Annotated in this window: 23 protein-coding genes and 1 tRNA gene; 9 read left to right on the forward strand and 15 right to left on the reverse strand. The window is 72.6% G+C overall.

Annotation, left to right across the window (positions count from 1 at the left end; genetic code table 11):
- Positions 1 to 126: 126 nt before the first annotated feature.
- From ABZT74_RS01095 to pdhA, 5 genes are all read right to left on the reverse strand, one after another.
- Positions 127 to 1,578, reverse strand: a complete 1,452-nt coding sequence (locus tag ABZT74_RS01095; RefSeq protein WP_356432782.1) for a molybdopterin molybdotransferase MoeA — start codon at positions 1,576 to 1,578, stop codon at positions 127 to 129.
- A complete protein-coding gene (locus ABZT74_RS01100; protein WP_356432784.1) occupies positions 1,575 to 3,011 on the reverse strand; it encodes a DUF6457 domain-containing protein in 1,437 nt (478 codons plus the stop codon). Before ABZT74_RS01100 ends, ABZT74_RS01095 begins: the two co-directional genes overlap by 4 nt.
- Positions 3,012 to 3,089: 78 nt before the next feature.
- The gene (locus tag ABZT74_RS01105; protein ID WP_356432786.1) at positions 3,090 to 4,712 is read right to left on the reverse strand and encodes a dihydrolipoamide acetyltransferase family protein; all 1,623 of its coding nucleotides are present in this window, start codon (positions 4,710 to 4,712) and stop codon (positions 3,090 to 3,092) included.
- On the reverse strand, positions 4,712 to 5,716 hold the full coding sequence (locus ABZT74_RS01110; protein WP_356432788.1) for an alpha-ketoacid dehydrogenase subunit beta: 1,005 nt from the start codon (positions 5,714 to 5,716) through the stop codon (positions 4,712 to 4,714). The genes ABZT74_RS01105 and ABZT74_RS01110 overlap by 1 nt, the downstream gene beginning before the upstream one ends.
- A complete protein-coding gene (pdhA, locus tag ABZT74_RS01115) occupies positions 5,713 to 6,882 on the reverse strand; it encodes a pyruvate dehydrogenase (acetyl-transferring) E1 component subunit alpha (RefSeq protein WP_356432790.1) in 1,170 nt (389 codons plus the stop codon). Before pdhA ends, ABZT74_RS01110 begins: the two co-directional genes overlap by 4 nt.
- 174 nt (positions 6,883 to 7,056) lie before the next feature.
- On the opposite strand from pdhA, the gene ABZT74_RS01120 reads away from it, so the two are divergent.
- On the forward strand, positions 7,057 to 7,557 hold the full coding sequence (locus tag ABZT74_RS01120) for an Lrp/AsnC family transcriptional regulator (protein ID WP_355873252.1): 501 nt from the start codon (positions 7,057 to 7,059) through the stop codon (positions 7,555 to 7,557).
- Positions 7,558 to 7,644: 87 nt separating this feature from the next.
- On the opposite strand, the gene ABZT74_RS01125 is transcribed toward ABZT74_RS01120, so the two are convergent.
- Both ABZT74_RS01125 and ABZT74_RS01130 read right to left on the reverse strand, forming a co-directional pair.
- Entirely contained in the window at positions 7,645 to 8,235 is a 591-nt protein-coding gene (locus tag ABZT74_RS01125) for a TetR/AcrR family transcriptional regulator (protein ID WP_356169065.1), read from the reverse strand.
- Entirely contained in the window at positions 8,232 to 9,746 is a 1,515-nt protein-coding gene (locus tag ABZT74_RS01130; RefSeq protein WP_356432791.1) for a 3-hydroxyacyl-CoA dehydrogenase, read from the reverse strand. Before ABZT74_RS01130 ends, ABZT74_RS01125 begins: the two co-directional genes overlap by 4 nt.
- A 148-nt stretch (positions 9,747 to 9,894) precedes the next feature.
- Here ABZT74_RS01130 and paaN point away from each other — a divergent pair, with 148 nt between their 5' ends.
- A complete protein-coding gene (gene paaN / locus ABZT74_RS01135) occupies positions 9,895 to 11,607 on the forward strand; it encodes a phenylacetic acid degradation protein PaaN (protein WP_356432793.1) in 1,713 nt (570 codons plus the stop codon).
- Positions 11,608 to 11,637: 30 nt separating this feature from the next.
- Here the strand turns inward: paaN and ABZT74_RS01140 are convergent, their stop codons facing one another.
- Genes ABZT74_RS01140 through ABZT74_RS01150 form a run of 3 tightly spaced genes read right to left on the reverse strand, consistent with a single transcriptional unit; the run spans position 11,638 to position 14,608 of the window.
- Positions 11,638 to 12,387: a TrmH family RNA methyltransferase gene (locus ABZT74_RS01140; protein ID WP_356432795.1), complete on the reverse strand. Its 750-nt coding sequence runs from the start codon at positions 12,385 to 12,387 to the stop codon at positions 11,638 to 11,640.
- Entirely contained in the window at positions 12,384 to 13,616 is a 1,233-nt protein-coding gene (locus tag ABZT74_RS01145; protein ID WP_356432797.1) for an HTTM domain-containing protein, read from the reverse strand. Before ABZT74_RS01145 ends, ABZT74_RS01140 begins: the two co-directional genes overlap by 4 nt.
- On the reverse strand, positions 13,613 to 14,608 hold the full coding sequence (locus ABZT74_RS01150) for a DUF5819 family protein (protein WP_356169080.1): 996 nt from the start codon (positions 14,606 to 14,608) through the stop codon (positions 13,613 to 13,615). The genes ABZT74_RS01145 and ABZT74_RS01150 overlap by 4 nt, the downstream gene beginning before the upstream one ends.
- 262 nt (positions 14,609 to 14,870) lie before the next feature.
- Here ABZT74_RS01150 and paaA point away from each other — a divergent pair, with 262 nt between their 5' ends.
- The 6 genes from paaA (at position 14,871) to ABZT74_RS01180 (ending at position 19,932) form a co-directional block, all read left to right on the forward strand.
- Positions 14,871 to 15,911 (forward strand): 1,2-phenylacetyl-CoA epoxidase subunit PaaA, encoded by a 1,041-nt coding sequence (gene paaA, locus ABZT74_RS01155; RefSeq protein WP_356169083.1) that lies wholly within the window; start codon positions 14,871 to 14,873, stop codon positions 15,909 to 15,911.
- Positions 15,908 to 16,195 (forward strand): 1,2-phenylacetyl-CoA epoxidase subunit PaaB, encoded by a 288-nt coding sequence (paaB, locus tag ABZT74_RS01160; protein WP_355873274.1) that lies wholly within the window; start codon positions 15,908 to 15,910, stop codon positions 16,193 to 16,195. The genes paaA and paaB overlap by 4 nt, the downstream gene beginning before the upstream one ends.
- Entirely contained in the window at positions 16,192 to 16,911 is a 720-nt protein-coding gene (paaC, locus tag ABZT74_RS01165) for a 1,2-phenylacetyl-CoA epoxidase subunit PaaC (RefSeq protein ID WP_356432800.1), read from the forward strand. Before paaB ends, paaC begins: the two co-directional genes overlap by 4 nt.
- Positions 16,905 to 17,462, forward strand: coding sequence for a 1,2-phenylacetyl-CoA epoxidase subunit PaaD (gene paaD, locus ABZT74_RS01170; protein ID WP_356432802.1), 558 nt, complete (start codon positions 16,905 to 16,907; stop codon positions 17,460 to 17,462). Before paaC ends, paaD begins: the two co-directional genes overlap by 7 nt.
- On the forward strand, positions 17,462 to 18,526 hold the full coding sequence (locus ABZT74_RS01175; RefSeq protein ID WP_355873281.1) for a 2Fe-2S iron-sulfur cluster-binding protein: 1,065 nt from the start codon (positions 17,462 to 17,464) through the stop codon (positions 18,524 to 18,526). Before paaD ends, ABZT74_RS01175 begins: the two co-directional genes overlap by 1 nt.
- A 272-nt stretch (positions 18,527 to 18,798) precedes the next feature.
- The gene (locus tag ABZT74_RS01180) at positions 18,799 to 19,932 is read left to right on the forward strand and encodes an acyl-CoA dehydrogenase family protein (RefSeq protein ID WP_356433027.1); all 1,134 of its coding nucleotides are present in this window, start codon (positions 18,799 to 18,801) and stop codon (positions 19,930 to 19,932) included.
- Between the two features lie 202 nt (positions 19,933 to 20,134).
- Here ABZT74_RS01180 and ABZT74_RS01185 read toward each other — a convergent pair whose 3' ends face one another.
- The 4 genes from ABZT74_RS01185 to ABZT74_RS01200 all read right to left on the reverse strand — a co-directional run bounded on the left by ABZT74_RS01185 (position 20,135) and on the right by ABZT74_RS01200 (position 23,899).
- A complete protein-coding gene (locus ABZT74_RS01185; protein WP_355873286.1) occupies positions 20,135 to 20,482 on the reverse strand; it encodes a rhodanese-like domain-containing protein in 348 nt (115 codons plus the stop codon).
- Between the two features lie 62 nt (positions 20,483 to 20,544).
- Positions 20,545 to 21,570 carry a hypothetical protein gene (locus ABZT74_RS01190; RefSeq protein ID WP_356432804.1) on the reverse strand — a complete coding sequence of 342 codons (1,026 nt, stop codon included), beginning with the start codon at positions 21,568 to 21,570 and terminating at the stop codon, positions 20,545 to 20,547.
- Between the two features lie 149 nt (positions 21,571 to 21,719).
- Positions 21,720 to 23,351: a DUF2252 domain-containing protein gene (locus ABZT74_RS01195; RefSeq protein WP_356432806.1), complete on the reverse strand. Its 1,632-nt coding sequence runs from the start codon at positions 23,349 to 23,351 to the stop codon at positions 21,720 to 21,722.
- A 176-nt stretch (positions 23,352 to 23,527) separates the two neighbouring features.
- Complete coding sequence (locus ABZT74_RS01200; protein ID WP_356432808.1) at positions 23,528 to 23,899, reverse strand: helix-turn-helix domain-containing protein; 372 nt, start codon at positions 23,897 to 23,899, stop codon at positions 23,528 to 23,530.
- Between the two features lie 267 nt (positions 23,900 to 24,166).
- On the opposite strand from ABZT74_RS01200, the gene ABZT74_RS01205 reads away from it, so the two are divergent.
- Complete coding sequence (locus tag ABZT74_RS01205; RefSeq protein WP_356432811.1) at positions 24,167 to 24,820, forward strand: NAD(P)H-dependent oxidoreductase; 654 nt, start codon at positions 24,167 to 24,169, stop codon at positions 24,818 to 24,820.
- Positions 24,821 to 25,233: 413 nt separating this feature from the next.
- Here ABZT74_RS01205 and ABZT74_RS01210 read toward each other — a convergent pair.
- Positions 25,234 to 25,316: transfer RNA gene (locus tag ABZT74_RS01210), tRNA-Leu, on the reverse strand.
- Positions 25,317 to 25,785: the final 469 nt, after the last annotated feature.

Genomic DNA, 25,785 nt, shown 5'->3' on the forward strand with positions numbered 1-25,785 from the left:
GTGAAACACACCCCGTTCGGATTCATGCCGCTCCCACCCTGGACGTCACGCCGCCACCGCCCCGCCGTCACGCCGCTTCCACCGTCGTCCCGCTCCCGGCACCGCCCGGCTCCGCCCGTCTCCGTCTCAGACGAAGCACGCGTCGATCCCCGCGGTCGCCCACGGCAGGTCGATGAGTTCGAGCTCCTGGCCCGCCCGCGCGCCGGCCGGCGGTACGACGGCGAGTGCGTCGGACGCGGCGATGCCCCGGAGCATCGCCGGGCCGTTGTAGTGCAGCGGCACGGCACGCTCGCCGCGCAACGAGACGGGGACGAGCCGGGTGTCGTACGGATGTCCCTGCACGGCCTCCCTGCAGGGCAGCGTGTACGGCTCCGGGGCCGCGCGGCCGGCCAACGTGCGCAGCAGCGGCTCGGCGAGCGTCAGGAGGCCGGACACGGCCGCGAGCGGGTTGCCGGGCAGGCCGACGAGGTGCCGGCCTTCCTGGAGGCGGGCCAGCAGCATCGGATGCCCCGGCCGCACCTTGACGCCGTCCACCAGCAGCTCGGCGCCTAGCCGGAGCAGTATCGGGTGGACGTGGTCGACGGGTCCGGACGCGGTGCCGCCGGTGGTGACGATCAGGTCGGCCCGGGATCCGGTGATCGCCTTGTGCAGCGCGGCGGCGTCGTCGCCGAGGCGGCGCACCGCGACGACCTCGGCGCCGAGCGCCCGCAGCCACGGCGGCAGCATCGGGCCGAGCGCGTCCCGGATGAGGCCTTCGCGGGGCAGTCCCTCGGTGAGCAACTCGTCGCCGAGGACGAGTACTTCGACGCGCGGGCGGGGGATCACCGTGAGGGTGTCGTAGCCGGCCGCGGCGGCGAGGCCAAGGACGGCGGGGGTGACCAGGGCGCCGAGCGGCAGCAGTTGGTCCCCGCTGCGGCACTCCTGTCCGCGTGGACGGATGTCCTGTCCGTGCGCCACGTCCAGGGTTCCGGCCTGTCGGTCGGGGCCGTGGCCCTGTGCGTGACGGGCGTACAGACGTCCCTTGTCGTCGATGCGTCCGTGCTCGCTGCGCAGGACGGCGGTCGCGTCGCGCGGGACGCGGGCGCCGGTGGCGATGCGGACGGCTTCGCCGTCGGTGAGCCGCTCGGGCGCCGCGTTTCCGGCGAGCACACCGTCTCCCCGCACCTCCCAGGGCCCGGGGCCCGCGACGGCCCAGCCGTCCATCGCCGAGGTGTCGAAGGACGGGAGGTCGGTGAGCGCGGTCAGCGGGGCGGCGAGGACGAGGCCGAGGGCCGCGTCGAGGGGGACGGAGATCGGGGCCCTGCGGGGCACGGACCGGGCGGCCCGCTCGGCGACGACGCGGGCCTCGGGCCAGGGGGTGGCCTTGTGCTGGGCCTGCTTGCCCGGGTTCCCTTCGCGCGCCGCGGTGCCCGGGGCCGGGGGGCGGTCGCTCGCGTGGGGTTCCCCCGCGGGGGCGCTCTCCGCGCGGAGCCGCTCGGCCGACGGGCGCGGTCCGGGGTCCTTGACCAGGGCGAGCGCCTCCTCGACGTCGAACTCGTCGGCGTCCTGGCCGTCCCGGGTGGAGCGGGCGGCGGTCATCCGGCGTCCGGTTCGGTGGCAGCCGTGGGCGAGGTGCCCTCGACGGCCTCCGGAGCGGCGTCGGGGGCGGTGGCCTGGGCGTCCTCGTCGGCCCAGCGGAGCGCGAGCGCCGTGGCCCTGCGGGACGCCTCGGCGACCGCTTCGGGTCCGCCGCCCGCCCGGGCGGCCGCGTACCCGACGAGGAACGTGGTCAGCGGCGCGGCCGGCCTGGCGACTCCGTGCGCGGCGTCACGGGCCAGGTCGAGCAGTACGCCGGTGTCGACGTCCAGGTCGATGCCCAGCTCGTCCTTGACTGCGGTCATCCATTCATCCAACACGTGCCCATGCTCCCTGATGCGTGCCCGAGCGGCGGCGATGTCGTCCCAGGTGTCGCAGTCGAAGGACGCGACGGGGTCGGAGAGGCGAAGAAGATCGAGTGCGGCGACGAGCCGTCGCAGCGGCAGGCCGCCGAGTCCGCCGTGGGCGGCTCCCAGCACGGCCAGTTCACGGCGCAGTGCGTCGGTCCGGTAGGCGGCCACGAGGGGCTGGTCGCGCCCGTCGGGGTCGGTCAGCAGGACGCCGTCCGGACGGGCGTCGTCGGTGGCGCGCTTGTCCTCGGCGTACGGGGAGGTGGCGTCGGCGCTTCGAGGTCCCCGATCGGGCGGGGCGGCCAGGTCAGCGGGAACACCCGCGGCGCTCGGGGCAGGCGCCTCGGCGGGGGTGCCGGGGGAAGCCGGGGTGCCGGGGGAAGCCGGGGTGCCGGGGGAAGCCGGGGTGCCGGGGGAAGCCGGGGTGCCGGGGGAAGCCGGGGTGCCGGGGGAATCCGGGGTGGCCGTGGTGGCGCTCTCCCTCGCAGAGGCGGGCGGGGCGGCGGCGCCCGCGTCCCCGCGGTCGGCGGAGGAGGGCGCAGGCCGTGCGGGAGTCCCGTGGGCCGCAGGGGATCCTCGGGAGGCACTCGGCGCGGTCACGGGACCAGCTGAGCCGCCTCGGGAGGCTTCCGGAGCCGTGCGAAGACCTGCGGAGTCGGCGGGCCCGGCGAGAGCGTCCAGCAGGCGCCGTACGGTCTTCTCGTCCAGGAACGGCAGATCGGCCGAGAGTACGACGACGTACGGCGCCGTGGTGTGCCGCAGGCCGGCGTCGAGCGCGGCGAGGGGTCCGCCGCCCGGCGGGTCCTCGCGGGCCCATCGCACGGGGCGGGCGGTGGCCCGGGGTTCCGCCACGACCACGGTGTCGGCCGCGTCGGCGCACGCGGCGAGCACCCGGTCCAGCAGTGCCCGGCCGCCCACCCGTACCCCGGGCTTGTCCGCCCCGCCGAGGCGCCGCGCGGAGCCGCCCGCGAGCACGACGGCGTCGTACGCGACGGTGGCGCCGGAGGCACCGGGCAGGCCGGGCCCGCCCGGTCGCCCGGTCGCTTCCGACCGCCCAGGCGCATCCGGTCGCTCGTTCGCGGTCATCCCCCGAGTATGGGCGCCCGAAGGATCATTGCCACCCCCGCACACAGCATGTGGACGGGGAGGACCGGCCCGCCGGTGCTACAGCGTGCGCAGCAGCACCGCCGGCTGTTCCACACAGTCCGCCACATACCGCAGGAAGCCGCCCGCCGTGCCGCCGTCGCAGACCCGGTGGTCGAAGGTGAGCGAGAGCTGGACGACCTGACGTACCGCCAACTCACCCTGGTGCACCCAGGGCTTGGGGATGATGCGGCCGATGCCGAGCATGGCCGCCTCGGGGTGGTTGATGATCGGTGTGGAGCCGTCGACGCCGAACACCCCGTAGTTGTTCAGGGTGAAGGTGCCGCCGGTGAGGTCCGCGGGCGTCAGCGTGCCGGTGCGGGCCGCCTCCGTCAGCCGGGCGAACTCGGCGCTGAGTCCCTCGGCGTCCCGCCCGTTCGCCTCCCGCACGACCGGGACCACGAGACCCCGTTCGGTCTGGGCCGCGAACCCAAGGTGCACCCGGTCGAGCCGGACGATCTCACGGGCTTCCAGATCGACCGTCGAGTTGAGCTCGGGGAACCGGGCCAGCGCCGCGGTGCAGATCCGGGCCAGCAGGGCGAGCAGCGAGATCTTCGCGCCGCCCGCCGCGTTCATCGCCGTGCGGGCCCGCATCAGTTCCGTGGCGTCGGCGTCCACCCAGCAGGTCGCGTCGGGGATCTCGCGCCGGCTGCGGGAGAGCTTGTCGGCGACGGCTCCGCGCACGCCCCGCAGCGGGACACGGACTCCGCTCGGAGCGGCCCCGCGGGAGACGCCGGACGCGCCGGGCACGACCGCCGTGATGTCCGCGTACGAGGACGCTGCGCCCCGTGTCGGCTCCTGGGAGGACGCGTCGGCGAACGCGTCCGGGCCGATTGCGGTCGCCGGGACGCCGAGCGGTTCCATGAGGGAGGAGGAACGCATCCGGCCGCCCGCCGCCGCGCGCAGCGCGTACTCCACGTCGGCCCGAAGGATCAGGCCGTCGGGGCCGGAGCCCTCCAGCTCCCGCAGGTCCACGTCGTTTTCCCGGGCGAGCCGGCGTACGAGGGGCGAGATGACCGGCACGGGACCGTCTCCCCGCCCGGCTCCGTCCGGAGCGGTCCGCTTGTCCGCCTGTGTGGCGGACGGGGCCGCGCCTGCCTGCTCCTGCGGTTCCGGCTCACGCGAACCGGCCACCGCACCCGGAGCCGCCGGGACGGCCGCACCTGTCTGGTCCGGCGCACCCCCGCGCGCCGGCGCGCCGGCCGGGGATGCCGCGCCGGCCAGGCCATGGCCGCCGGCTGCCTGGCCGCCCCGGGCACGCTGCCCGCCGGCTGCCGGACCGGCCGCGGGCCGCACCCTCCGACGCCGTGCCGGGGGCGCTCCCGTGCCGTAACCCACCAGCACGTTCCCGGAGCCCTCGTCGTCCTGGGGCTCCTTCTCGTCCTCGCCGGAGGCCGACGTGCCCACGGCGACGGTCAGCAGGGGTGCGCCGACGGGCAGCTCCGTGCCCTCCTCGCCGAAGCGGGCGGTGACCACGCCTCCGTAGGGGCAGGGCACCTCGACCATCGCCTTGGCCGTCTCGACCTCGACGACGGGCTGGTCGACGGCGACGACGTCGCCGATCTCCACCAGCCAGCGGACGATCTCCGCCTCGGTGAGCCCCTCCCCGAGGTCGGGGAGCTTGAACTCCAGCACCTGCGCCATCAGTTCACCGCCTCCCACTGCAGACGCCCCACGGCGTCCAGGATCCGGTCGACACCGGGCAGGTGGTGCCGCTCCAGCATGGGCGGCGGGTACGGGATGTCGAATCCCGCGACGCGCAGCACCGGCGCCTCCAGGTGGTGGAAGCAGCGCTCCGTGACACGGGCCGCGATCTCGCCGCCCGGGCCGCCGAAGCCGCCCGACTCGTGCACGACGACCGCGCGTCCGGTCCGCCGGACCGACGCCGCGACCGTCTCGTCGTCGAACGGCACCAGGGAGCGCAGGTCGACGACTTCGAGGTCCCAGCCCTCGGCCCGCGCCGCCTCGGCGGCTTCGAGGCAGACGGGGACGGACGGCCCGTACGTGATGAGCGTGGCACTCCGGCCCGAGCGCCGCACCACCGCGCGGCCTATCGGTTCAACGGCCGGCGGCTCGTCGGGGTTCCAGGAATCCTTCGACCAGTACAGCCGCTTGGGTTCCAGGAAGACGACCGGGTCGTCGGAGGCGATGGCCTCGCGCAGCAGCCCGTAGGCGTCGGAGACGGTGGCCGGTGTGACGACATGGAGACCCGGGGTCGCCATGTAGTACGCCTCGGAGGAGTCGCTGTGGTGCTCGACGCCGCCGATGCCGCCGCCGTAGGGGACACGGATCGTGATGGGCAGCGGCATGGCGCCGCGGGTGCGGTTGCGCATCTTCGCCACGTGCGAGACGAGCTGCTCGAACGCCGGGTAGGCGAACGCGTCGAACTGCATCTCCACGACCGGGCGCAGGCCGTACATGGCCATGCCGACGGCCGCGCCGAGGATGCCCGCCTCGGCGAGCGGGGTGTCCGTGCAGCGGTCCTCGCCGAACTCAGCGGCGAGCCCGTCGGTGACCCGGAAGACACCGCCGAGGGTTCCGACGTCCTCGCCCATGACGTGGACGGTCGGGTCGGCCGCCATGGCGTCGCGCAGGGCTCGTCCGAGCGCCTGCGCCATGGTGGCCGGCTTGAGGGCAACCGTGGTCATCGCCCGGCTCCTTCCGGGCCGTGCGGGCCCGCTCCGTGCGAACCGTCCGCCTCCGCCTCCAGCTCCGCCCGCAACTGCGCCTGCTGTTCCAGCAGTTGCGGGGTGGGCCGGGCGTACACGTGGGCGAAGAGGTCCATGGGGTCGATCACCGGGTCCTGGTTCATGCGCTCGCGCAGGTCGGCGGCCATCACCTCGGCGTCGTCGCGCACCGCCTTGAGGGCGGCCTCGTCGAGCAGACCGCGCTCGGTCAGCTCGCGTTCGAGGAGGGTGACGGGGTCGTGCCCACGCCAGGTCTCGACCTCGGAGTCGCCGCGGTAGCGGGTGGCGTCGTCGGCGTTGGTGTGGGCGTCGATGCGGTAGGTCACGGCCTCGACGAGGGTGGGACCGCCGCCCGCGCGCGCGTGGGCGATGGCCTCGCCGAGGACCTGGTGCACGGCCAGCGCGTCGTTGCCGTCGACCAGGCGGCCCGGCATCCCGTAGCCGACGGCCTTGTGGGCCAGCGACGGGGCGGCGGTCTGCTTGGCGAGCGGCACCGAGATGGCGAAGCCGTTGTTCTGGACGAGGAAGACGACCGGGGCCTGCCACACGGCGGCGAAGTTCAGCGCCTCGTGGAAGTCGCCCTCGCTGGTGCCGCCGTCGCCGACCAGGGCGAGCGCGACCACGTCGTCGCCCTTGAGCCGGGCGGCGTGCGCGAGGCCCACGGCGTGCGGGAGCTGGGTCGCGAGAGGGGTGCTGAGGGGCGCGACACGGTGCTCGCGCGGGTCGTAGCCGGTGTGCCAGTCGCCGCGCAGCAGCGTGAGGGCCTGGACGGGGTCGAGGCCGCGGGCGACGGCGGCGAGGGTGTCGCGATAGCTCGGGAAGAGCCAGTCGCGGTCCTCCAGGACGAGCGCGGCGGCGACCTCGCAGGCCTCCTGTCCGGTGCTGGAGGGGTACACGGCGAGACGGCCCTGCTTGGTCAGGGCGGTGGCCTGCGTGTTGTAGCGGCGGCCTCGGACCAGCTCCTTGTGCAGCCGGCGCAACAGCTCCGGATCGGCCTGCGCGGCCGCCTCGGTGCCGAGCACGCGGTGGGGCAGCGCGTCGGGCAGCAGCGGCGCGGGGTCGGTGCGGGGCTGCCAGGCGGGCGGCGGCGTGGGCCGGTAGGCCCCTCGCTGCTCCATGACCGTCATGACGGCACCTCCTCGTGGGAGCGGCTTCAGGCGCGTCACGGGTGTGATGCGCCTCACCTACCGATTGTTCGGTCGTCGGCACATTTTGGCTACAGGCGGCGCCAGGCTGTGGACAAACGGTTCTGCACAGCCTGAGATGGACGCAGTACGTCCATGGTAGGGAGGCGGGGGGACATGGCACCTGAACAAATGGCCGAGCAGCCGGAGCCCGGCCCCGTCGAACCGCCCGCCCGGCCCCTCGACGCGATCGACCGGGACATCCTCCGCATGCTCCAGGCGGACGGCCGCGCCTCGATACGGTCCGTGGCCGAACGGGTCCATGTGTCCCGGGCCAACGCCTACGCCCGGATCAACCGCCTCATCGAGGACGGCGTGATCCGTGGCTTCGGGGCACGCGTCGACCACGAACGCGCCGGTCAGGGCACCTCGGCGTACATCACCCTCAAGATCGTGCAGAACTCCTGGCGCACGGTGCGCGAGCAGCTGAGGGTGCTCCCCGGGGCCTCCCACATCGCCCTGGTGGGCGGGGACTTCGATGTCCTGCTGCTGGTGCACACGCCGGACAACCGGGCACTGCGCGAGCTGGTGCTCACCCGCCTCCAGGCCATCCCGGAGGTGCTCAGCAGCAGGACCCTTCTGGTCTTCGAGGAGGAGGACCTGGAACCGGAGAGCTGACCCGGGGACTCCCGTGGTCTCACGTCGGTCCCAGGGCCTCACCCGTTCGGGTCGTCGCCGTCCCCGGCCCGGCGGCCACCGGGCCTCTCAGGCCTCCTTGCGGAGCCCTCCGAAGACCAGCAGCACCACGGCGTCGACGACCTCGGGCGCGCCCATGCCCCGCGCGTCCGGCCGGTACCACTCCACGAGCGAGTTGATCATTCCGAAGACCAGCCGGGTCGCGAGCCTGACCTCCACGTCGCCGCGTACGTCCCCGTCGGCCGCCGCGGCCTTCAGGAGCTCGGCGACCTGGTGGTCGAACTCGCGGCGCCGCTCCAGCGCCCACCGCTCGGTGTCGGTGTTGCCGCGCACGCGCAGCAGCAGCGTCACGTAGGGCAGCTCCGAGGTGAGGACCTCGACCATGCGCCGGACCACGTACTCCAGGCGCTGCACGGCACGCCCCACGCGCGCGTCCTCCTCGTCGAGGATCCCGAAGAGGCCGTCCAGCGCCCGGCTCACGGCGCGGCGCAGCAGCTCCTCCTTGCCCGCGACGTGGTGGTAGATCGAGGACTTCGAGATGCCGGCCGCCTTGGAGAGATGCTCCATGGAGGTGCCGTCGTAGCCGCGGTCGTTGAAGACCTGGACGGCGACGGACAGGAGCGTCTCGGGGGTGTACGTGTCGCGCTTGGCCGTGGTCATGGGGTGCCCTCGCGCTTCTCGGTGGCGTACGCGTGACGGTAGAGCGCCAGGGACGGCGCGTAGCGGCCGGAGGGGTCGCGTACGTGCAGCTCGTCCAGGAGGTCGTACGACCAGTTCGTGCCGAGCCTGCGGCTCCATTCGAAGGGGCCCAGGGGGTAGTTGACGCCGAGGCGCATCGCGGTGTCGATGTCCTCCTCGGTGGCGACGCCCTTGGCGACGGCGTCGTGCGCGAGGTCGACGATCCGGGCGACCGTGCGGGCCACGATCATGCCGGGGCAGTCCCCGATGACGCTGACGTCCTTGCCGAGCGCCTGGAAGAGCCCGACGGCCTCGGACAGCGTCCGGGCGGCGGTGTCCTGGGACGCCGACAGGGCGATGCGGGTCGCCTTGCGGTAGTCGAGCGCCAGGTCGAAGTAGACGACGTCGCGGAACTCGACCGAGGTCTGGCCGTCGGCGAGGACGAGCTGCCCGCCGCCGGGCAGCACCAGGCGGGTGCCGTGGTCCTCCTCCTCGCCGCGGACCGGGATACCCGCCTCGCGGATGACGTCGAGGAGGTCTGCGGCGGGTCCCAGGTCCCCCTCGGCGACGACGTACGCGGGCGGCTGGGCCTTCTCCGCGGTGTGCGGCTCGGCGGCCTCGGCCTCGTCCCCGTAGTCGTACCAGCCGTGGCCGGCCTTGCGGCCGAGCCGGCCCGATTCGACGAGCCGGCGCTGGGCGAGCGAGGGCGTGAACCGCACGTCCTGGAAGAACGACTGCCACACGGAGTGGGTGACCGACTCGTTGACGTCCTGGCCGATCAGGTCGGTGAGTTCGAAGGCGCCCATCCGGAAGCCGCCGGACTCGCGCAGGACGGCGTCGATGGTGGCGGGGTCGGCGGCCTGCGCCTCGTGGACCGCGAAGGCCTCGGCGTAGAAGGGGCGCGCGATGCGGTTGACGATGAAGCCGGGCGTGTCCGCGCAGGCGACGGGGGTCTTGCCCCAGGCACGCGCCAGCTCGTACGCACGCGTGGCCGACGTGACGTCGGTCGCGTACCCGGAGACGACCTCGACGAGGGGGAGCAGCGGCGCCGGGTTGAAGAAGTGCAGTCCGACCAGGCGGCCCGGGTTGCGCAGCGCGCCACCGATGGCCGTGACGGACAGCGACGAGGTGTTGGTGGCGAGCAGGCAGTCGTCCTCGACGATGTCCTCGAGGGCGCTGAAAAGCTGCTGCTTGGCGTCGAGTTGTTCGAGCACCGCCTCGATGACGAGCATGCAGTCCGCGAGGTCGGTGAGGGCGGTGGCCGGATGGAGCCGGGCGCGGGCGGCGTCCCGGTCGGCGCCGGAGAGCCGGTCCTTGGCGACGAGCCGGTCGAGCCGGGCGTTGATCGCCTCGGCCGCCGCCTCGGCACGCCCGGGAGCCGCGTCGTAGAGCCGCACGGGGTGGCCCGCCACCAGCGCGACCTGGGCGATGCCCTGGCCCATGGTGCCGGTTCCGACGACTGCCACGGGGCTGCTGAGGTCGAGTGCTGTCATGTGCGCGATCCTCCCGCACGGCGTTTTCCCCAGATGCGGCGGACCCCCTTGTCCCGACCGATCGTTCGGTTACTCTAACCCTGACTGTCCCTTCCTGCCCAGCTCGCGAGCTCGACGAAGAGTTCCTGAGACGAGGAGTTGGTCCCTGATGGCCGCCGAACTGACCGCGCACCAGCTGATCGCCCAGCACCGGCCCACCCTGGACCAGGCGCTGGAAGCGATCCGCACGCGCGCGTACTGGTCCCCGCACCCCGAGCACCCCAAGGCGTACGGCGAGCACGGCAGCCTGGGCATGGCCGAGGGCAAGGCCGCCTTCGACGCCCTGCTGGGCACCCGCCTCGACCTGGGGCAGCCCGGCACGGACGACTGGGTCGGAGGCGAGACCTCGCCGTACGGCATCGAGCTGGGCGTGACCTACCCGCACGCGGACGTCGACGCGCTGCTGCCCGCGATGCGCGCCGGGCAGCGCGCCTGGCGGGACGCGGGCGCGGAGATCCGTGCCGTGGTGTGCCTGGAGATCCTCAAGCGGATCAGCGACCGCACCCACGAGTTCGCGCACGCGGTCATGCACACCAGCGGCCAGGCCTTCATGATGGCGTTCCAGGCGGGCGGACCGCACGCGCAGGACCGCGGCCTGGAGGCGGTGGCGTACGCGTACGTGGAGCAGGTCCGCACCCCCGACACCGCGGAGTGGACCAAGCCCCAGGGCAAGCGTGACCCGCTCGCGCTGACCAAGGACTTCGTGCCCGTCCCGCGCGGCATCGCGCTGGTGATCGGCTGCAACACCTTCCCGACGTGGAACGGCTATCCGGGCCTGTTCGCCTCCCTGGCCACCGGCAACGCGGTCCTGGTGAAGCCCCACCCGCGCGCGGTGCTGCCGCTCGCACTCACCGTGCAGGTCGCGCGCGAGGTGCTCGCGGAGGCGGGCTTCGACCCGAACCTGGTGGCGCTGGCCGCCGAGCGACCCGGCGAGGGCATCGCGAAGACGCTGGCCACCCGCCCCGAGATCCGGATCATCGACTACACCGGCTCCACCGCGTTCGGCGACTGGCTGGAGACCAACGCCCGCCAGGCGCAGGTCTACACGGAGAAGGCCGGCGTCAACACGGTGGTCGTGGAGTCGACCGGCGACTACAAGGGGATGCTGTCCAACCTGGCGTTCTCCCTGTCGCTCTACAGCGGCCAGATGTGCACCACCCCGCAGAACCTGCTGATCCCCCGTGACGGCATCCGCACGGACGAAGGCCCCAAGTCGTACGACGAGGTGGTCACCGACCTCGCGAAGTCGGTCGGCGGTCTGCTCGGCGACGACGCCCGGGCGAACGCGCTGCTAGGCGCCATCGTGAACCCGGACGTGAAGGCCCGCCTGGAGGCGGCCGCCGGGCTGGGTGACGTCGCCCTGCCCTCGCGGCAGATCGAGAACCCCGAGTTCCCTGACGCCGTCGTGCGCACCCCCGTGATCGTGAAGCTCGACGGTGCGCGCAAGTACTGGGAAGGCGCCGAGAGCGCCGACGAGGCGGCCTTCATGAGCGAGTGCTTCGGCCCGGTCTCCTTCGCCGTCGCGGTGGACTCCGCGGCGGACGCCGTGGAGCTGCTGCGGCGCACGATCAGGGACAAGGGCGCGATGACCGTCGGCGCGTACACCACCGACGAGGAGGTCGAGCGCGAGATCCGGGAGGCCTGCCTCGAGGAGTGCGCCCAGCTCTCCCTGAACCTGACGGGCGGGGTCTACGTCAACCAGACGGCCGCGTTCTCGGACTTCCACGGATCGGGCGGGAACGGCGCGGCCAACGCGGCCCTGTGCGACGGCGCGTTCGTCGCGAACCGCTTCCGGGTGGTCGAGGTGCGCCGGGAGGCGTGAGCCGACCGGAGGCACGGTGATCGGCTGCCCCTAGGCGGGTGCGCCCCCGGTCGCGCTCCAGTGGAACAGCGTCATGGCCACACTGGTCGCGAGGTTGTAGCTGGAGACCTGGGGGCGCATCGGCAGGGCCACCAAGTGGTCGGCCCGGGTGCGCAGCGCGGCGGACAGCCCGCTGCGCTCCGAACCGAAGGCGAGCACCGCGTCGTCGGGGATCTTCGATCCGCGGATGTCCTCACCCTCCGGGTCGAGCGCGAAGACCGGGCCCGGCGGCAGTTCGTCCACCGTCACCCGTTCCACCGCGGTCGCGAAGTGCAGTCCGGCCCCGCCGCGGACGACCGTGGGATGCCAGGGGTCCAGCGTGCCCGTGGTGACCACGCCGGTCGCGCCGAATCCCGCCGCCAGCCGGATCACCGCGCCGGCGTTGCCCAGGTTGCGCGGGTCGTCGAGGACGACGACGGGTGCGGTGCGGGGAGTGCGGGCCAGCGTCTCCAGGTTGGCGGCCCGGGAGGGTCGTACGGCGAGAGCGGCCACCGAGGTGGGGTGCGGACGGGCCACGAGGTTCGTGAACGTCGCCTCCGGGACCTCCGCCAGCAGGCCGTCGAGGGTCGCGCGGACGTCGGGGGCGAGTTCCGTGGCCAATTCCAGCGTCGCCCGCCGGTCGGTGGTCACGGCGACCGGGATGTCGGCCCCGAAGCGCACCGCGTGCTTGAGGGCGTGGAAGCCGTCGAGCAGGACGGAATCGTCGGCGAGCCGGCGCCAGACACGTACGGGGTCGTTCATGCGGTGAAGCCTACGTGCGTCGGCTCGGCCTCCTCCGGAACGCCCGGCTCCGGCTTTCGAGGGCCCGGCACCGCACGCCCGCCGGCGGCCGACAGGCGTCCACGCGTGCGTGCCGTCCATCCGCCGAGGCGGTGCAGGAAGGACGTGGGCAGGAACACCGCGTCCGCGGCGATCATCGCGAGCGAGAAGAACGGCAGGCCGAGAACCACGGCGATCACCGCGTGCTCGGTCATCATCGCGACCAGCAGGACGTTCTTGACCCGCCGGTTGAACAGCGTGAAGGGGAAGGCGACCTGCATGATCACCGTGCCGTAGGTGACCAGCATAACGAGCGTGCCGTGCGCGGAGAGCACGCCGGACAGGGCCGACCAGGGCGAGAAGTAGTCGAGGTGCAGGGGGTAGTAGACGGCGGTGCCGTCCTGCCAGCGAGAACCCTGGACCTTGTACCAGCCGGCGGTCGCGTAGATCAGGCACGCCTCGGCCATGATGATCAGCAGGGCTGCGTTGTGCACGAGGTTGGCGACGACGTCCAGCAGGACCCGCGGCTCCGCGGTCCGCGCGAACCGGCAGACCGCCCACCACAGTCCCTGGACCGCCCACAGCCCCCAGAACACCGTGAGCCAGCCGCCCAGCCGGCCGCCCTCGATCCGGCCGGCGCCCGTCGCCGTCGCGAGCAGGACACCGAGCACCACCCACAGCGCGGGCCCCACACGGTCCGGCCCGGTCCACTCGCCCCGCGCGCGTGCCTGGTGCGCGAGGCGCTCGCGGCGCGCGTCCAGCGACCACACCCGGCCGCAGCGGGTGAACACCAGATAGATCGCCATCAGGTGGAGGACGTTGTCGCCGCCGTCCCCCATGAAGACGCTGCGGTTCTGCAGGGACAGCACGCCGATCATGAAAACGACGGACATGGCCCGGGTCCGCCAGCCCGCCAGCAGCAGGACGCCGGACAGGACGGCGAGGGCGTAGACGATCTCGAACCACGCCTGGCTGTCGGACCAGAGCAGGGCCGTGAAGGCGTGGTTGCTCGCGACGAGCCGCTGCGCGAGATCCCAGCTCCAGGGCCCGTCGGGCCCGTACATCTCCTGCCGGTTCGGGTACTCGCGCAGCAGGAACAGCAGCCAGGTGGCGGCGAAGCCGATGCGGATCGCGGCGCTCTGGTACGGCCCGAGGGCCGACTCCGTGACGCGGGCGATGCCGCGCGAGACCGTCGGAGCGAATCGGTTCACCGGGCGCTCGCCTCCGTCAGGCCGTCCGCGCGGTCGGTCGCGGAAACCGGCCACCAGGGCAGTTCCCGTACGACAGGCCGGCCGGACACCTTCTCGTCGCTCCATCGGGGCGGTTGCACGTCGGTCGTACGGGAGCGGAACTGGACGCGTTCGACGGCCGCCCCCGTGCCGCCCGCGTGCTCGCGGTCGAGGCGCAGTACGGCGATGCGGCGCAGGTACCGCTCGGAGAGGTCGCCGCGCAGGCCGGCGGGACGGTTCTCGGCGTCGTGCGTGCCGACGTAGAAGTCCCACGCCCGGCGCAGTTCGTTCTGCTGGGTGTGGCTCGGCAGCGGATTCCCGTCGATGGCGCGGCCGTCGAGCGCCGACAGGTCGTACCAGCCGGTCTCGCCGCTGGTGCCGTCCGCGGACCGGACCAGGGCGCGGACCTGGACCCCGATGTTCTGCTGGAGCGGGTTGGGCGCGAAGAGCTTCCAGTTCTGCTCGAACTCGGGGTAGATCCACTCGTCGATGGCGTCGCCGTGCTGCTTGGTGACCGTGTTCGAGGGCGCGACGTGCAGGAACACCATGCCGAGGTGCACACAGGCTGCGACGGCGACCACGGCGAGGGCGAAGGCGGCGGCGACCTGATAGCGGAGGGAGAGGGCCGCGAGGCCCGCGGGCCCCGGCTCGTCGTCACGGTCCGGGGGAGCGGGCTCGTCGGGCCCGGCGGCGTCTGCCGTCGTCAGCTCCGGGAAGGGCGTCCTGGCCTCGCGGCCGGCCGCTCCCTGCCCGGTCACGGCGCCACCGGGCCCGCCTGCGCCCGACGGGGGCCGGCGGGAACCGGGGATCTCAGGATCGGTCGCACCGCTGCCGGGCAGATCGTCGCCGGGCACGGCGGGGTCGGGGACCGGGTGATCGGGACCGGCGTGATCGGGCGACATGCGATCGGGCATCGCGTGATCGGGCGCGTCCGGGCAGGGGCCGGTCGTGGAGCCCTCGTCGTTCGCGTCCATTCCGCCCCGATTCACGATCCCGAATCCGACTGCCGGCCGCCGGGCCCAGGCGCCGTACCGCCACATCGCACCTCACCACGGCGTTTCGCAAGCGAACCGTACTCAGCACCGGCCGCCTCGCACAGTCCCGTGCGTCACAACGGTCACGCGGACGCCCACGAGGTCATCCACAGCGGTTGACACCTTACGGCGCGCGACCGACCATTGTTGCGAGCGGACCGAACGATCGGTCGGTCGGGAGCGAGAGGTCGAGGGGGACCGCATGGCGACGGCAGCAGCGCACCACACGGCCCGCACACAGGCGGGCGAAGCCGCCGAGGAGGCGGCCCGCACAGCGGCGTACGAGGCGGTCTTCGACGCCGCGGTGGCGGCGGACGACCGCATCGAGCCGCGCGACTGGATGCCCGACGCGTATCGGTCGACCCTGGTCCGCCAGATCGCCCAGCACGCGCACTCCGAGATCATCGGCATGCAGCCGGAGGCCAACTGGATCACGCGCGCGCCCTCGCTGCGCCGCAAGGCGATCCTGATGGCGAAGGTCCAGGACGAGGCGGGCCACGGCCTGTATCTCTACAGCGCGGCGGAGACCCTCGGCACAAGCCGCGACGAACTGCTGGACAAGCTCCACGCGGGCCGCCAGAAGTACTCGTCGATCTTCAACTACCCGACGCTGACCTGGGCCGACGTCGGCGCCGTCGGCTGGCTGGTGGACGGCGCAGCGATCACCAACCAGGTCCCTCTGTGCCGCTGCTCCTACGGCCCGTACGCGCGCGCCATGGTCCGCGTGTGCAAGGAGGAGTCCTTCCACCAGCGCCAGGGGTACGAGCTGCTGCTGGCCCTGAGCCGGGGCACCACCGAGCAGCACGCGATGGCGCAGGACGCGGTGGACCGCTGGTGGTGGCCCTCCCTGATGATGTTCGGCCCGCCCGACGACGAGTCCTCGCACTCCGCACAGTCGATGGCCTGGAAGATCAAGCGCCACTCGAACGACGAGCTGCGCCAGCGCTTCGTCGACATCTGCGTGCCGCAGGCCGCGTCCCTCGGCCTGACCCTGCCCGACCCGGACCTCGTCTGGAACGAGGAGCGCGGACAGCACGACTTCGGCGCCATCGACTGGACCGAGTTCCGCGAGGTCCTCAAGGGCAACGGCCCCTGCAACGAACAGCGGATCTCCCAGCGCCGGACCGCCCACGAGGAGGGCGCCTGGGTCCGGGAGGCGGCCGCGGTGTACGCGAAGAAGCACACGAGCGGAACCGGCGGCGCCACGAGCACGGCCGGTGAGACAGGAGCGACCCGAGCATGACGAACACCGACTGGCCCCTGTGGGAGGTCTTCGTGCGCTCGCGCCGCGGACTCTCGCACACGCACGCCGGCAGCCTGCACGCGCCGGACGCCGAGCTGGCGCTGCGCAACGCACGCGATCTGTACACGCGCCGCGGAGAAGGCATCTCGATCTGGGTCGTCCCGTCCGCGGCCGTCACGGCCTCCTCGCCCGATGAGAAGGACCCGTTCTTCGAGCCGTCCGCGGACAAGCCCTACCGCCACCCCACCTTCTACGAGATCCCGGAAGGGGTGAAGCACCTGTGACGACCACCGTGAACACCACCGCCGCCCTGGCCCTCGGCGACGACGCCCTGGTGCTCTCGCACCGCCTGGGGGAGTGGGCGGGCCACGCACCCGTCCTCGAGGAGGAAGTCGCCCTGGCCAACATCGCGCTGGACCTGCTCGGCCAGGCCCGGGTGCTGCTGTCCCTCGCCGGCGACGAGGACGAGCTGGCGTATCTCCGCGAGGAGCGCGCCTTCCGCAACCTCCAGCTGGTCGAGCAGCCGAACGGCGACTTCGCCCACACGATCGCCCGCCAGCTCTACTTCTCCACCTACCAGCGGCTCCTCTACGCCCAGCTCGCCTCCGGGGACGGTGAGTTCGCTCCTCTCGCCGCGAAGGCGGTCAAGGAGGTCGCCTACCACCAGGACCACGCCGAGCAGTGGACGCTGCGCCTCGGCGACGGCACGGACGTCAGCCATGAGCGGATGGACCGGGCCTGCCGGGCGCTGTGGCGGTTCACCGGCGAGATGTTCCAGCCCGTCGAGGGCCTCGACGTCGACTGGGATGCCTTGCGGGCCGCCTGGCTGGAGTCCGTGACGGACGTCCTGCGCCGCGCCACCCTCTCCGTCCCCGACGGACCGCGGTCCGGGGCCTGGACCGCGGGCGCCGGACGCCAGGGAGTCCACTCCGAGTCCTTCGGACGGATGCTCGCCGAGATGCAGCACCTGCACCGCAGCCACCCGGGGGCGTCATGGTGACGGCCACCGCTCTGGAGGAGGAGCTGCGCCGGCTGGCCGGCTCCGTGCCCGACCCCGAGCTTCCCGTCCTCACCCTGGACGAGCTGGGCGTGGTCCGCGCGGTGCACGTCCACGGCACGGACTCGGTCGAGGTCGAACTGACCCCGACATACACGGGCTGCCCGGCCGTCGAGGTCATGTCCACGGACATCGAGCGGGTGCTGCACGAGCGCGGGATACGGGACGTGTCCGTGCGCACCGTCCTCAGCCCCGCCTGGTCCACCGACGACATCTCCGACGAAGGGCGCCGCAAGCTGCGGGAGTTCGGGATCGCGCCGCCCCGCGGCGGCCGCCCCGCGGGACCCGTGACGCTCTCCCTGAGCGCCACCCGCACAGTCGCCGAAGCCGCTGCCGGAGCCGAAGCGCCGGAGCTGGAGCTGGAGCGCATCCTCTGCCCGATCTGCGGTTCGGCCGACACCGAGCTGCTCAGCCGTTTCTCGTCCACCGCGTGCAAGGCGCTGCGCCGCTGTCTGTCGTGCCGCGAACCGTTCGACCACTTCAAGGAGTTGTGATGGCCCGCTTCCACCCGCTCCCGGTGGCCGCGGTCGACCGGATCACCGACGACTCCGTGGCCCTGACCTTCGCGGTGCCGGCCGACCTGCGCGAGGACTTCCGGCACGCGGCCGGCCAGCATCTCGCCCTGCGCCGCACGATCGACGGCACGGAGATCCGGCGCACCTACTCGATCTGCTCAGCGGCGCCCACGCCCGGCGGCGAGGGACCACGCACCCTGCGCGTCGGTGTGCGCCTCGTCGACGGCGGGGTGTTCTCCACCCACGCGCTCAAGGAGATCGCCGTCGGGGACGAGATCGAGGTGATGACTCCGGCGGGACGCTTCACGCTGGAGCCGTCCGACGGTCTGTACGCGGCGGTCGTGGGCGGCAGCGGGATCACCCCGGTGCTGTCGATCGTCTCGACTCTCCTCGCCCACCGCCCGGACGCCAGGTTCTGCCTGATCCGCAGCGACCGCACCTCGGCGTCGACGATGTTCCTGGAGGAGGTCGCGGACCTCAAGGATCGCTATCCGCAGCGGTTCCAGCTCGTGACGGTCCTCTCCCGGGAGGAGCAGCAGGCCGGACTTCCGTCCGGACGGCTCGACCAGGAGCGGCTGACCCACTTGCTCCCCGCGATGCTCCCCGTGGACCACGTCGCGGGATGGTTCCTGTGCGGGCCCATGGGCCTCGTGGAAGGCGCCGACCGAGCGCTGCGCGGACTGGGGGTGTCCCGGGGACGGATCCACCAGGAGATCTTCCATGTGGACGCGGGGACGGCGACCGTCTCGGTCATACCGGCGCCCGCGCACAGCACGGTGACGGCGCGGCTCGACGGACGCGGCGGAACCTGGCCCGTCCAGGACGGCGAGTCCCTGCTGGAGACCGTGCTGCGCAACCGGCCGGACGCGCCCTACGCCTGCAAGGGCGGCGTGTGCGGCACCTGCCGCGCCTTCCTGGTCTCGGGCGAGGTGCGGATGGACCGCAACTTCGCCCTGGAACCGGAGGAGACGGAAGCGGGCTATGTGCTGGCCTGCCAGTCCCACCCGTCCACGGAACAAGTGGAGTTGGACTTCGACCGCTGAGCCCGACGGGGCCGTCCCTCGGGTCGGCCCCGCCGGTGACGGCGACTCTGCCCATGACGGTGACTCCCTGGGGGTGACCGCGACCGCAGGCGATCGGTGCCCGGCGATCGCCGGTCGCCGGTCGCCGGTCGTCGGTCGTCGGTCGTAGGTCGTCGGGAAGCCGCGTCCGCCCCCGCCCGTTCCCTTCTCGTAGAACCTGTTCTATCTTGACGCTCCGTCAGATCAGGCGTCCTGTCTGGTCGGTGGTCCGGCGCGTGCGGGAGGACGGGATCGTGGACTTCACCTTCACCGAGGAGCAGCAGGCGGCGGTCGAGGCGGCGAAAGCGGTGTTCGCCGGGGTCGTTCCGGACGGGGTCCCCAGTCCGGCTCTCACCGCGGGCGCCGTCGCCGCGGACTTCGACCGGCAGCTGTGGGCGAAGCTCGCCGCCGCGGACCTGCTGAGCCTGCTGCTCGACGAGGAGTACGGCGGGGCCGGCCTCGACGCGGTCGCCCTGTGCCTGGTGCTGCGGGAGTCCGCGAAGGTGCTGGCGCGGGTTCCGTTGCTGGAGAGCAGCGCGGCGGCCCTGGCCGTGCAGCGGTACGGCGGGCCGGAGTCGAAGGCCGATCTGCTCCCCCGCGCGGGCCGGGGCGAACTCGTCCTGACGGTGGCCACCAGTGGCAGGACCGGGCACGAACCGGCCGAACGGGCCGTGACCGCGCGGCGGGACGGTGACGCCTGGCTGCTGGACGGCACGCAGACGGCCGTCCCCTGGGCCTACGGCGCCGACTACATCGTCGTCCCCGCGCACACCGACACCGACCGGACCGTCCTCGCCCTGGTCAACCGAGACCTCGAAGGGGCCGTACTCGCCGAGCAGATCTCGACGACCGGCGAGCGGCTCGGCCAACTGCGCCTGGACTCCGCGCGGGTGGCCTCACGGGATGTCATCGACGCGGAGGGTGCCTGGGAGTGGCTGCGCGAGCTGCTGGCCACCGGAACCTGCGCCCAGGCGCTGGGCCTCGGCGAGGCGGTGCTCCGGATGACGAGTGAATACACCGGCAAGCGGGAGCAGTTCGGGTTCCCGGTGGCCACGTTCCAGGCGGTCGCCGTGCAGGCCGCCGACCGCTACATCGACCTGCGGGCGATGGAGGCCACCCTCTGGCAGGCCGCGTGGCGGATCAGCACGGGGGCCGGCGGCGCACTCCCCGCCTCCGGTGACGTGGCCGTCGCCAAGATCTGGGCGTCCGAGGGCGTCCGCAGAGTCGTACAGACCGCCCAGCACCTGCACGGCGGATTCGGCGCCGACACCGACTACTCCCTCCACCGCTATCACGCCTGGGCCAAGCACCTGGAACTGTCCCTGGGCCCGGCGGCAGCTCACGAGGAAGCCCTGGGCGATCTGCTGGCGGCGCATCCGCTGGGCTGACGGCCGCACACCCACCAAGCGGACACGCGCATCCGTCAGGCGACAGGCGACAGGCGACAGGCGACAGGCGACAGGCGACAGCACAGGACATCGCGGCTGTGGGCGGTCGGTTCCGGGCCGCAGCACGGAACCGACCGCCCACGGCCACAACAAAAAACCGGGAACCGCAGACCTACAGCTACAGCTACAGCTACAGCTACAGCTACAGAACGAAGCCGGACTCGCCCTTGTCGTTCACCACGGGGCGGCCCGTGGCCTCCCAGGTGTGCATGCCGCCTTCGACGTTCACCGCGTCGATGCCCTGCTGGACGAGGTACTGCGTGACCTGGGCCGACCGTCCACCGGAGCGGCAGATCACGTTGACCCGGCCGTCCTGCGGCGCCGCCTCGGTCAGCTCGCCGTACCGGGCCACGAATTCGCTCATGGGGATGTGCAGTGCCCCCTCGGCATGACCTGCCTCCCACTCGTCGTCCTCCCGGACGTCCAGCAGAAAGTCGTCGACGGTGAGATTGTCGACCCCGACGGTGGGCACACCAGCTCCGAAACTCATGCCTCCGACGCTACCCGACCGGGCCGACGGTACGGCCCCGGGAGCCTCGCCGGGCCGGAGACTCAGGGAGCCTGGGCGATCAGCTCCGCCAGCTCGGTCTCACGCTCGCCGACCTGCGTCAGCAGTTGTTCGGCGATCTCCTCGAGCAGCCGGTCCGGGTCCTCGGGGGCCAGCTTGAGCATGGCGCCGATGGCGCTCTCCTCCAGTTCGCGCGCGACGAAGGTGAGCATCTCCTTGCGCTGGGCGAGCCATTCGAGGCGGGCGTAGAGCTCCTCGCTGCGGGTCGGCTTCCACTCCTGTGGCGCGGGTCCGGCGGCCCACTCCTCGGCCAGCTCCCGCAGCAGCTTCTCGTCCCCCCGCGCGTACGCGGCGTTCACGCGGGAGATGAACTCGTCCCGGCGCTTGCGCTCGTCCTCGTCCTGCGCGAGGTCGGGGTGCGCCTTGCGGACCAGTTCGCGGAAGAACTTGCGGGCCTCCTCGCTGGGGCGCACCCGCTGCGGGGGCCGCACGGGCTGCTCCGTCAGCATCGCGACGGCCTCGGGGAACAGGCCGTCCGAGTCCATCCAGCCGTGCAACAGTTCCTCGACGCCAGGCATGGGCATGACCCGCGCCCGCGCCTCCTGCGCCTTGCGCAGGTCCTCCGCGTCACCGGTGCGGGCAGCGCGCGCCTCGGCGATGTCGGCGTCCAGCTCGTCGAGCCGGGAGTACATCGGGCCGAGCTTCTGGTGGTGCAGCCGGGAGAAGTTGTCGACCTCGACGCGGAAGGTCTCCACGGCGATCTCGAACTCGATCAACGCCTGCTCGGCGGCCCGCACGGCCCGTTCGAGCCGCGCCTCGGGCCGAGCGTCCTCGCTCGGGACCTCGGCCGTCGCGTCGCCCCCGGCCCCGGCCTCACCATCGGCCTCGCTCGCGGCGGCGTTCCCGTCGTCCGGGGAGGCCTCCGCACTCTGCGTGGCCTCGGCGTCCGAGAGACCACCGCCGTCGCCGGGGGATGCCTGGGGCGCCTCGCCCGCCGGAGCACCGGACTGTTCCCGGCCCCTCTCGATGGTGGGCTCGGACTGGCTCTGATCGGCTTCCGGGGTCGTCACCCGACCAGCGTAGGCCACGCTCCCCCGCGGCTCACGGTCTTCCCCACCTCTCCACCCACCTGACCGGCCACAACGGCCCCAAAGACCCCAACCGCCCCGATCATCCCGACGGCGCCATCACCACCGGGAGCACTGACGCCTCCGCCGGGTCAGACTCCCGGTTCGGAGGCGATCCGGCCGGTTCTGATCGCCTCCACCAGGGCCGTGTGGTCCGCCTCCGTGCGGTCCGCGTAGGCGACAGCGAAGGAGGCGACGGCCTCGTCGAGCTCCTCCTTCTTTCCGCAGTAGCCGGAGATGAGCCGGGGATCGACGCTGTGACTGTGGGCGCGGGCCAGCAGGGCACCGGTCATGCGGCCGTAGTCGTCCATCTGGTCCGCGGCGAGGGCGGCGGGGTCGACGCTGCCCTTGCGGTTGCGGAACTGGCGTACCTGGAAGGGGAGACCGTCGACCGAGGTCCAGCCGAGCAGGATGTCGCTGACCACCTGCATCCGCTTCTGACCGAGGACGACCCGGCGGCCCTCGTGCGCCACCTCGGGCATCCGGTGCCCAGCCGTCGCCAGGTGCGGCAGCAGCGCCGAGGCACGGGCCTCCTTCACCTGGAGGACGAGCGCCTCGCCGCGGTGGTCGAGCAGCAGCACGACGTACGAACGGGTGCCGACGCTGCCCGTGCCGACGACGCGGAAGGCGACGTCGTGCACGGCGTAACGCGCGAGCAGGGGAAGGCGGTCCTCCGAGAGCGTCGTCAGGTAGTGCTCCAGCGACGCGGCGACGGCGGCGGCCTCCGCGTCGGGCACCCGGCGCAGCACGGGCGGCGCGTCCACGAACCTGCGTCCACCGCCCTCCACCGCCTGGGTCGACCGGGCGGCGAACCGCCCGCTGGTGTTGCCCCGCGCCTTCTCGGAGACCCGCTCCAGGGTGCCGAGCAGATCGTGGGCGTCGGCGTGGGAGACCAGTTCCTCGTCGGCGATGGCGTTCCAGGCGTTCAGCACCGGCAGCCTGGCCAGCAGGCGCATGGTGCGGCGGTACGCGCCCACGGTGTCGTACGCGGCGGCACGGCAGGTGTCCTCGTCCGCCCCCGCCTCCCGGCCGGCCAGCACGAGCGAGGTGGCGAGCCGCTTGAGGTCCCATTCCCAGGGGCCGTACACCGTCTCGTCGAAGTCGTTCAGGTCGATGACGAGGCCGCCGCGCGCGTCGCCGTACAGACCGAAGTTCGCCGCGTGGGCGTCACCGCAGATCTGGGCGCTGATGCCGGTCATGGGGGTGCGGGCGAGGTCGTAGGCCATGAGGCCGGCCGAACCACGCAGGAAGGCGAAGGGAGTGGCGGCCATTCTGCCGACCCGTATCGGGGTGAGATCGGAGAGCCGGCCGCGGTTGGACTCCTCGACCGCGGAGACGGCGTCGGGCCGGTCGGCGTCCGACGTCAGCTCGGCGTGTGCGGTGCGGGGCACCCGTACGCGCAAGGCCTTCCCCTCGGCCTTGGGCGACGCCTGCGTCGGCCAGGCGGCGAAGCCCGGGACGCCGAATCCCCGGCTCCGGGCGCCCTCCGCGGCCGGTCGGCGCTCGGACAGGGACACCACCTTGGGCAGAGGCGCACTCGCGGTCGAGGACAGTCCGTCCGCACGCTCCGCGGGCTCCCGCGGCTCCGTGCCGGAGGCGGGACGCTCCGCCCGAGCACCGTCGTCCTGCCCGTCGAATCCCGCGGCGCGGACGACCTCGGACCGCTCGTCCGGCACGGCCGCGACCGCCTGCTGCTCCGACCCCGCTGAACCGACCTCGGCCATGACGACCGCCTCCCCCGCACACGAACATCAACTCGTGCCGACGGTACAGCCGGTCGTGGACACGCGTCAGACCCTGTGGACAACTCGGCCGGCACCCGGCACGGACCGCACGCGACCCGGGCCGGGCAGATCACCTGCACCGGGCTCGCGAGACGTCGGTCACGCCCCGCTCCGGCCTACTTCCGCGGCTCGCCCCGACAGGGACCGCTCCCCGGCAGATACGTCTCCGCCCAGGCACCCAGTTCCTTGAGCGCGGGTTCCAGTGCCGCCCCCGCCTCCGTCAGGCGGTACGCAACCCGCAGCGGAGGCCCCTCGTTGACCTCGCGCACGACCAGGCCGGCCACGGCGAGTTCGGTGAGCCGGTCGGAGAGCATCCGCTCGCTGATTCCAGGGATCGCCCGACGCAACTCGGCGAAGTGGACGGGATGTTGCATCAGAACCGCGACGACCAGGCCCGTCCAGCGCTTTCCGAGCAGCGTGAAGACACGGGTCATGCCGTCGTCGACCTTCTGGCACGGCCCCGCGTCGTGGCTTCCCGGTTCTGCCATGCCTCCAGCGTACTGCGTCCACACAAGGGGATGAAAAAAAGTAAGTAGCTGTGTTATCTCTAGTTAGGTACGAATGAGAAGCCCTCCAGGACTTCGCGTCGCCGTCCATGCACCGCCCTGCCCTGGATCCGTTTCCGCAGCCCTGACCGGGCCCGTCCCCACCAGGTCGACCGGTCTCGGCACCAAGAGCCCGCCCGGGCTCCGCCCCACGGCCCTCCCCGGGCCGGCGGGCGCCACCGGTTCACATCGCTCTCCTTGGAGATCCCCATGGCCACCCTCCTCCACATCGACTCGTCCGTTTTCCCGGGCAGCGCCTCCACCTCGCGGGCCGTGACGGACGCCTTCCGCACCGCCTGGCTGGAGCAGCACCCCGACGGCACGGTGATCTACCGCGACCTCGCCGCCGAGCCCGTGCCGCACATCACGGCCGAGGCCCACACCGCCGGATTCGCCGCCCCCGACACCCACAGCCCCGAGCAGGCCGAGGCCTTCACCGCGCGCGTGAAGCTCATCGAGGAGATGGAGAACGCGGACGCGATCCTGATCGGCGCCCCGATGTACAACTTCTCCATCCCCTCGACCCTCAAGGCGTGGCTCGACAACGTCGTGCTGATCGGCCGCACGGCCATGACCGAGGAGTCGAAGATCAAGGGCACCCCGGTGACCGTGGTCGCCAGCCGCGGCGGCTCGTACGCGCCGGGCACTCCGCGCGCGGGCTTCGAGTACGTGCAGAACTACCTGGAGGCCGTCCTGCGCGACATGCTCGAGATGGACCTCGGTTTCATCGTCCCGGAGCTCACCATGGCGCCGAGCAACCCGGCGATGTCCGAGCTGGTCCCCCTCTTCGAGGCGTCCCGCGACAAGGCCCTCCAGGACGCGGCCGCCAAGGCGAAGGACGTCGCGCACCGCGTCGCCGCGTAACCCCGCGGCCGGGACAACCGGCCATCCGCATCCCGCCGCCCACCCGTAGGCGACGCCACAGAGCCCCGCAGGGCCACTCCCATTGCCCTGCGGGGCTCGGCGCGCTTTCCGTGGTGGGTCCGCCCGCTTTTCACGGGACTTCGCCGGAAACCGCTCATCGGCCGACGAGAGGGAAGCCCGCCGCCGGGCATCTGAGACCATCGTCACACTTACCGCGCCGACATCAGGGCTCCCGGCGGGGCGACGATCCGGACCGGCCGTGACGAACCATCACGCGCCCCCGGCGGCGAGCGGCCGGTTCCAGGCCGGATCCGCGCCGGTTCCGGCCGGCGCACCACCCAGGACCATCGCGAGCACCGATGCGGACAACGCAAAAGCCCCGCAAGTCCGAAGACTTGCGGGGCTTTCAGCTGTGCGCGAGGGGGGAGTTGAACCCCCACGCCCTTGCGGGCACTGGAACCTGAATCCAGCGCGTCTGCCATTCCGCCACTCGCGCAGTGAGTGTGTCGTCCGTCTCCCACCGAGTGGTGCGAGCGCCTGCCGACATCCAGAAGATTAGCACGCTGTCAGGGGTGGATTCACATCCCTTTTCCCAGCCCCCGGCACCCGCCGTCCACCTCCCGGCGTGCGGCGTCCCCGGCCCCGGTGCCCGTGTGCCGCCCGGCCTGTACCCCTCGCGGCCTCCCCTCCGGAACCGGCCGGCTCCGTCACTACGACACCGTTCCGCCCCACACGTCTCAGACCGAACCGGTTCACGTATCAACCTCGTACCGGTCCTGCCCATCTCCCCAGGAGCCGGACGGGCCGCACAGTCAGGTGCGGGACACTGGTCGCGAGGCGCCTCTACGATCCATGGCAGGAGTAGTGCCGGGAAGAGTTCGAAGAGGGCCCTCTCAGGGAACGTGCGGAGGGGACTTCCGAAGGCGTCGACAACCTGTCGACCGGGCCGACAGGGGGAACCAGCC

Origin of the sequence: Streptomyces sp. NPDC005302, assembly GCF_040607345.1 — a bacterium.
In the GTDB taxonomy this organism is placed as follows: Bacteria; Actinomycetota; Actinomycetes; order Streptomycetales; family Streptomycetaceae; genus Streptomyces.

Bases quoted from the DNA above. Each gene is read 5' to 3' on its own strand.
- paaD (WP_356432802.1), top strand. From the start codon at position 16,905: ATGGTGACGGCCACCGCTCTGGAGGAGGAGCTGCGCCGGCTGGCCGGC.
- pdhA (WP_356432790.1), bottom strand. From the start codon at position 6,882: ATGACGGTCATGGAGCAGCGAGGGGCCTACCGGCCCACGCCGCCGCCC.
- ABZT74_RS01130 (WP_356432791.1), bottom strand. From the start codon at position 9,746: ATGACAGCACTCGACCTCAGCAGCCCCGTGGCAGTCGTCGGAACCGGC.
- ABZT74_RS01150 (WP_356169080.1), bottom strand. From the start codon at position 14,608: ATGGACGCGAACGACGAGGGCTCCACGACCGGCCCCTGCCCGGACGCG.
- ABZT74_RS01200 (WP_356432808.1), bottom strand. From the start codon at position 23,899: ATGGCAGAACCGGGAAGCCACGACGCGGGGCCGTGCCAGAAGGTCGAC.
- paaA (WP_356169083.1), top strand. From the start codon at position 14,871: ATGGCGACGGCAGCAGCGCACCACACGGCCCGCACACAGGCGGGCGAA.
- ABZT74_RS01185 (WP_355873286.1), bottom strand. From the start codon at position 20,482: ATGAGTTTCGGAGCTGGTGTGCCCACCGTCGGGGTCGACAATCTCACC.
- ABZT74_RS01175 (WP_355873281.1), top strand. From the start codon at position 17,462: ATGGCCCGCTTCCACCCGCTCCCGGTGGCCGCGGTCGACCGGATCACC.
- ABZT74_RS01205 (WP_356432811.1), top strand. From the start codon at position 24,167: ATGGCCACCCTCCTCCACATCGACTCGTCCGTTTTCCCGGGCAGCGCC.
- ABZT74_RS01105 (WP_356432786.1), bottom strand. From the start codon at position 4,712: ATGGCGCAGGTGCTGGAGTTCAAGCTCCCCGACCTCGGGGAGGGGCTC.
- ABZT74_RS01120 (WP_355873252.1), top strand. From the start codon at position 7,057: ATGGCACCTGAACAAATGGCCGAGCAGCCGGAGCCCGGCCCCGTCGAA.
- ABZT74_RS01125 (WP_356169065.1), bottom strand. From the start codon at position 8,235: ATGACCACGGCCAAGCGCGACACGTACACCCCCGAGACGCTCCTGTCC.
- ABZT74_RS01110 (WP_356432788.1), bottom strand. From the start codon at position 5,716: ATGACCACGGTTGCCCTCAAGCCGGCCACCATGGCGCAGGCGCTCGGA.
- paaB (WP_355873274.1), top strand. From the start codon at position 15,908: ATGACGAACACCGACTGGCCCCTGTGGGAGGTCTTCGTGCGCTCGCGC.
- ABZT74_RS01140 (WP_356432795.1), bottom strand. From the start codon at position 12,387: ATGAACGACCCCGTACGTGTCTGGCGCCGGCTCGCCGACGATTCCGTC.
- ABZT74_RS01095 (WP_356432782.1), bottom strand. From the start codon at position 1,578: ATGACCGCCGCCCGCTCCACCCGGGACGGCCAGGACGCCGACGAGTTC.
- ABZT74_RS01100 (WP_356432784.1), bottom strand. From the start codon at position 3,011: ATGACCGCGAACGAGCGACCGGATGCGCCTGGGCGGTCGGAAGCGACC.
- paaN (WP_356432793.1), top strand. From the start codon at position 9,895: ATGGCCGCCGAACTGACCGCGCACCAGCTGATCGCCCAGCACCGGCCC.
- ABZT74_RS01195 (WP_356432806.1), bottom strand. From the start codon at position 23,351: ATGGCCGAGGTCGGTTCAGCGGGGTCGGAGCAGCAGGCGGTCGCGGCC.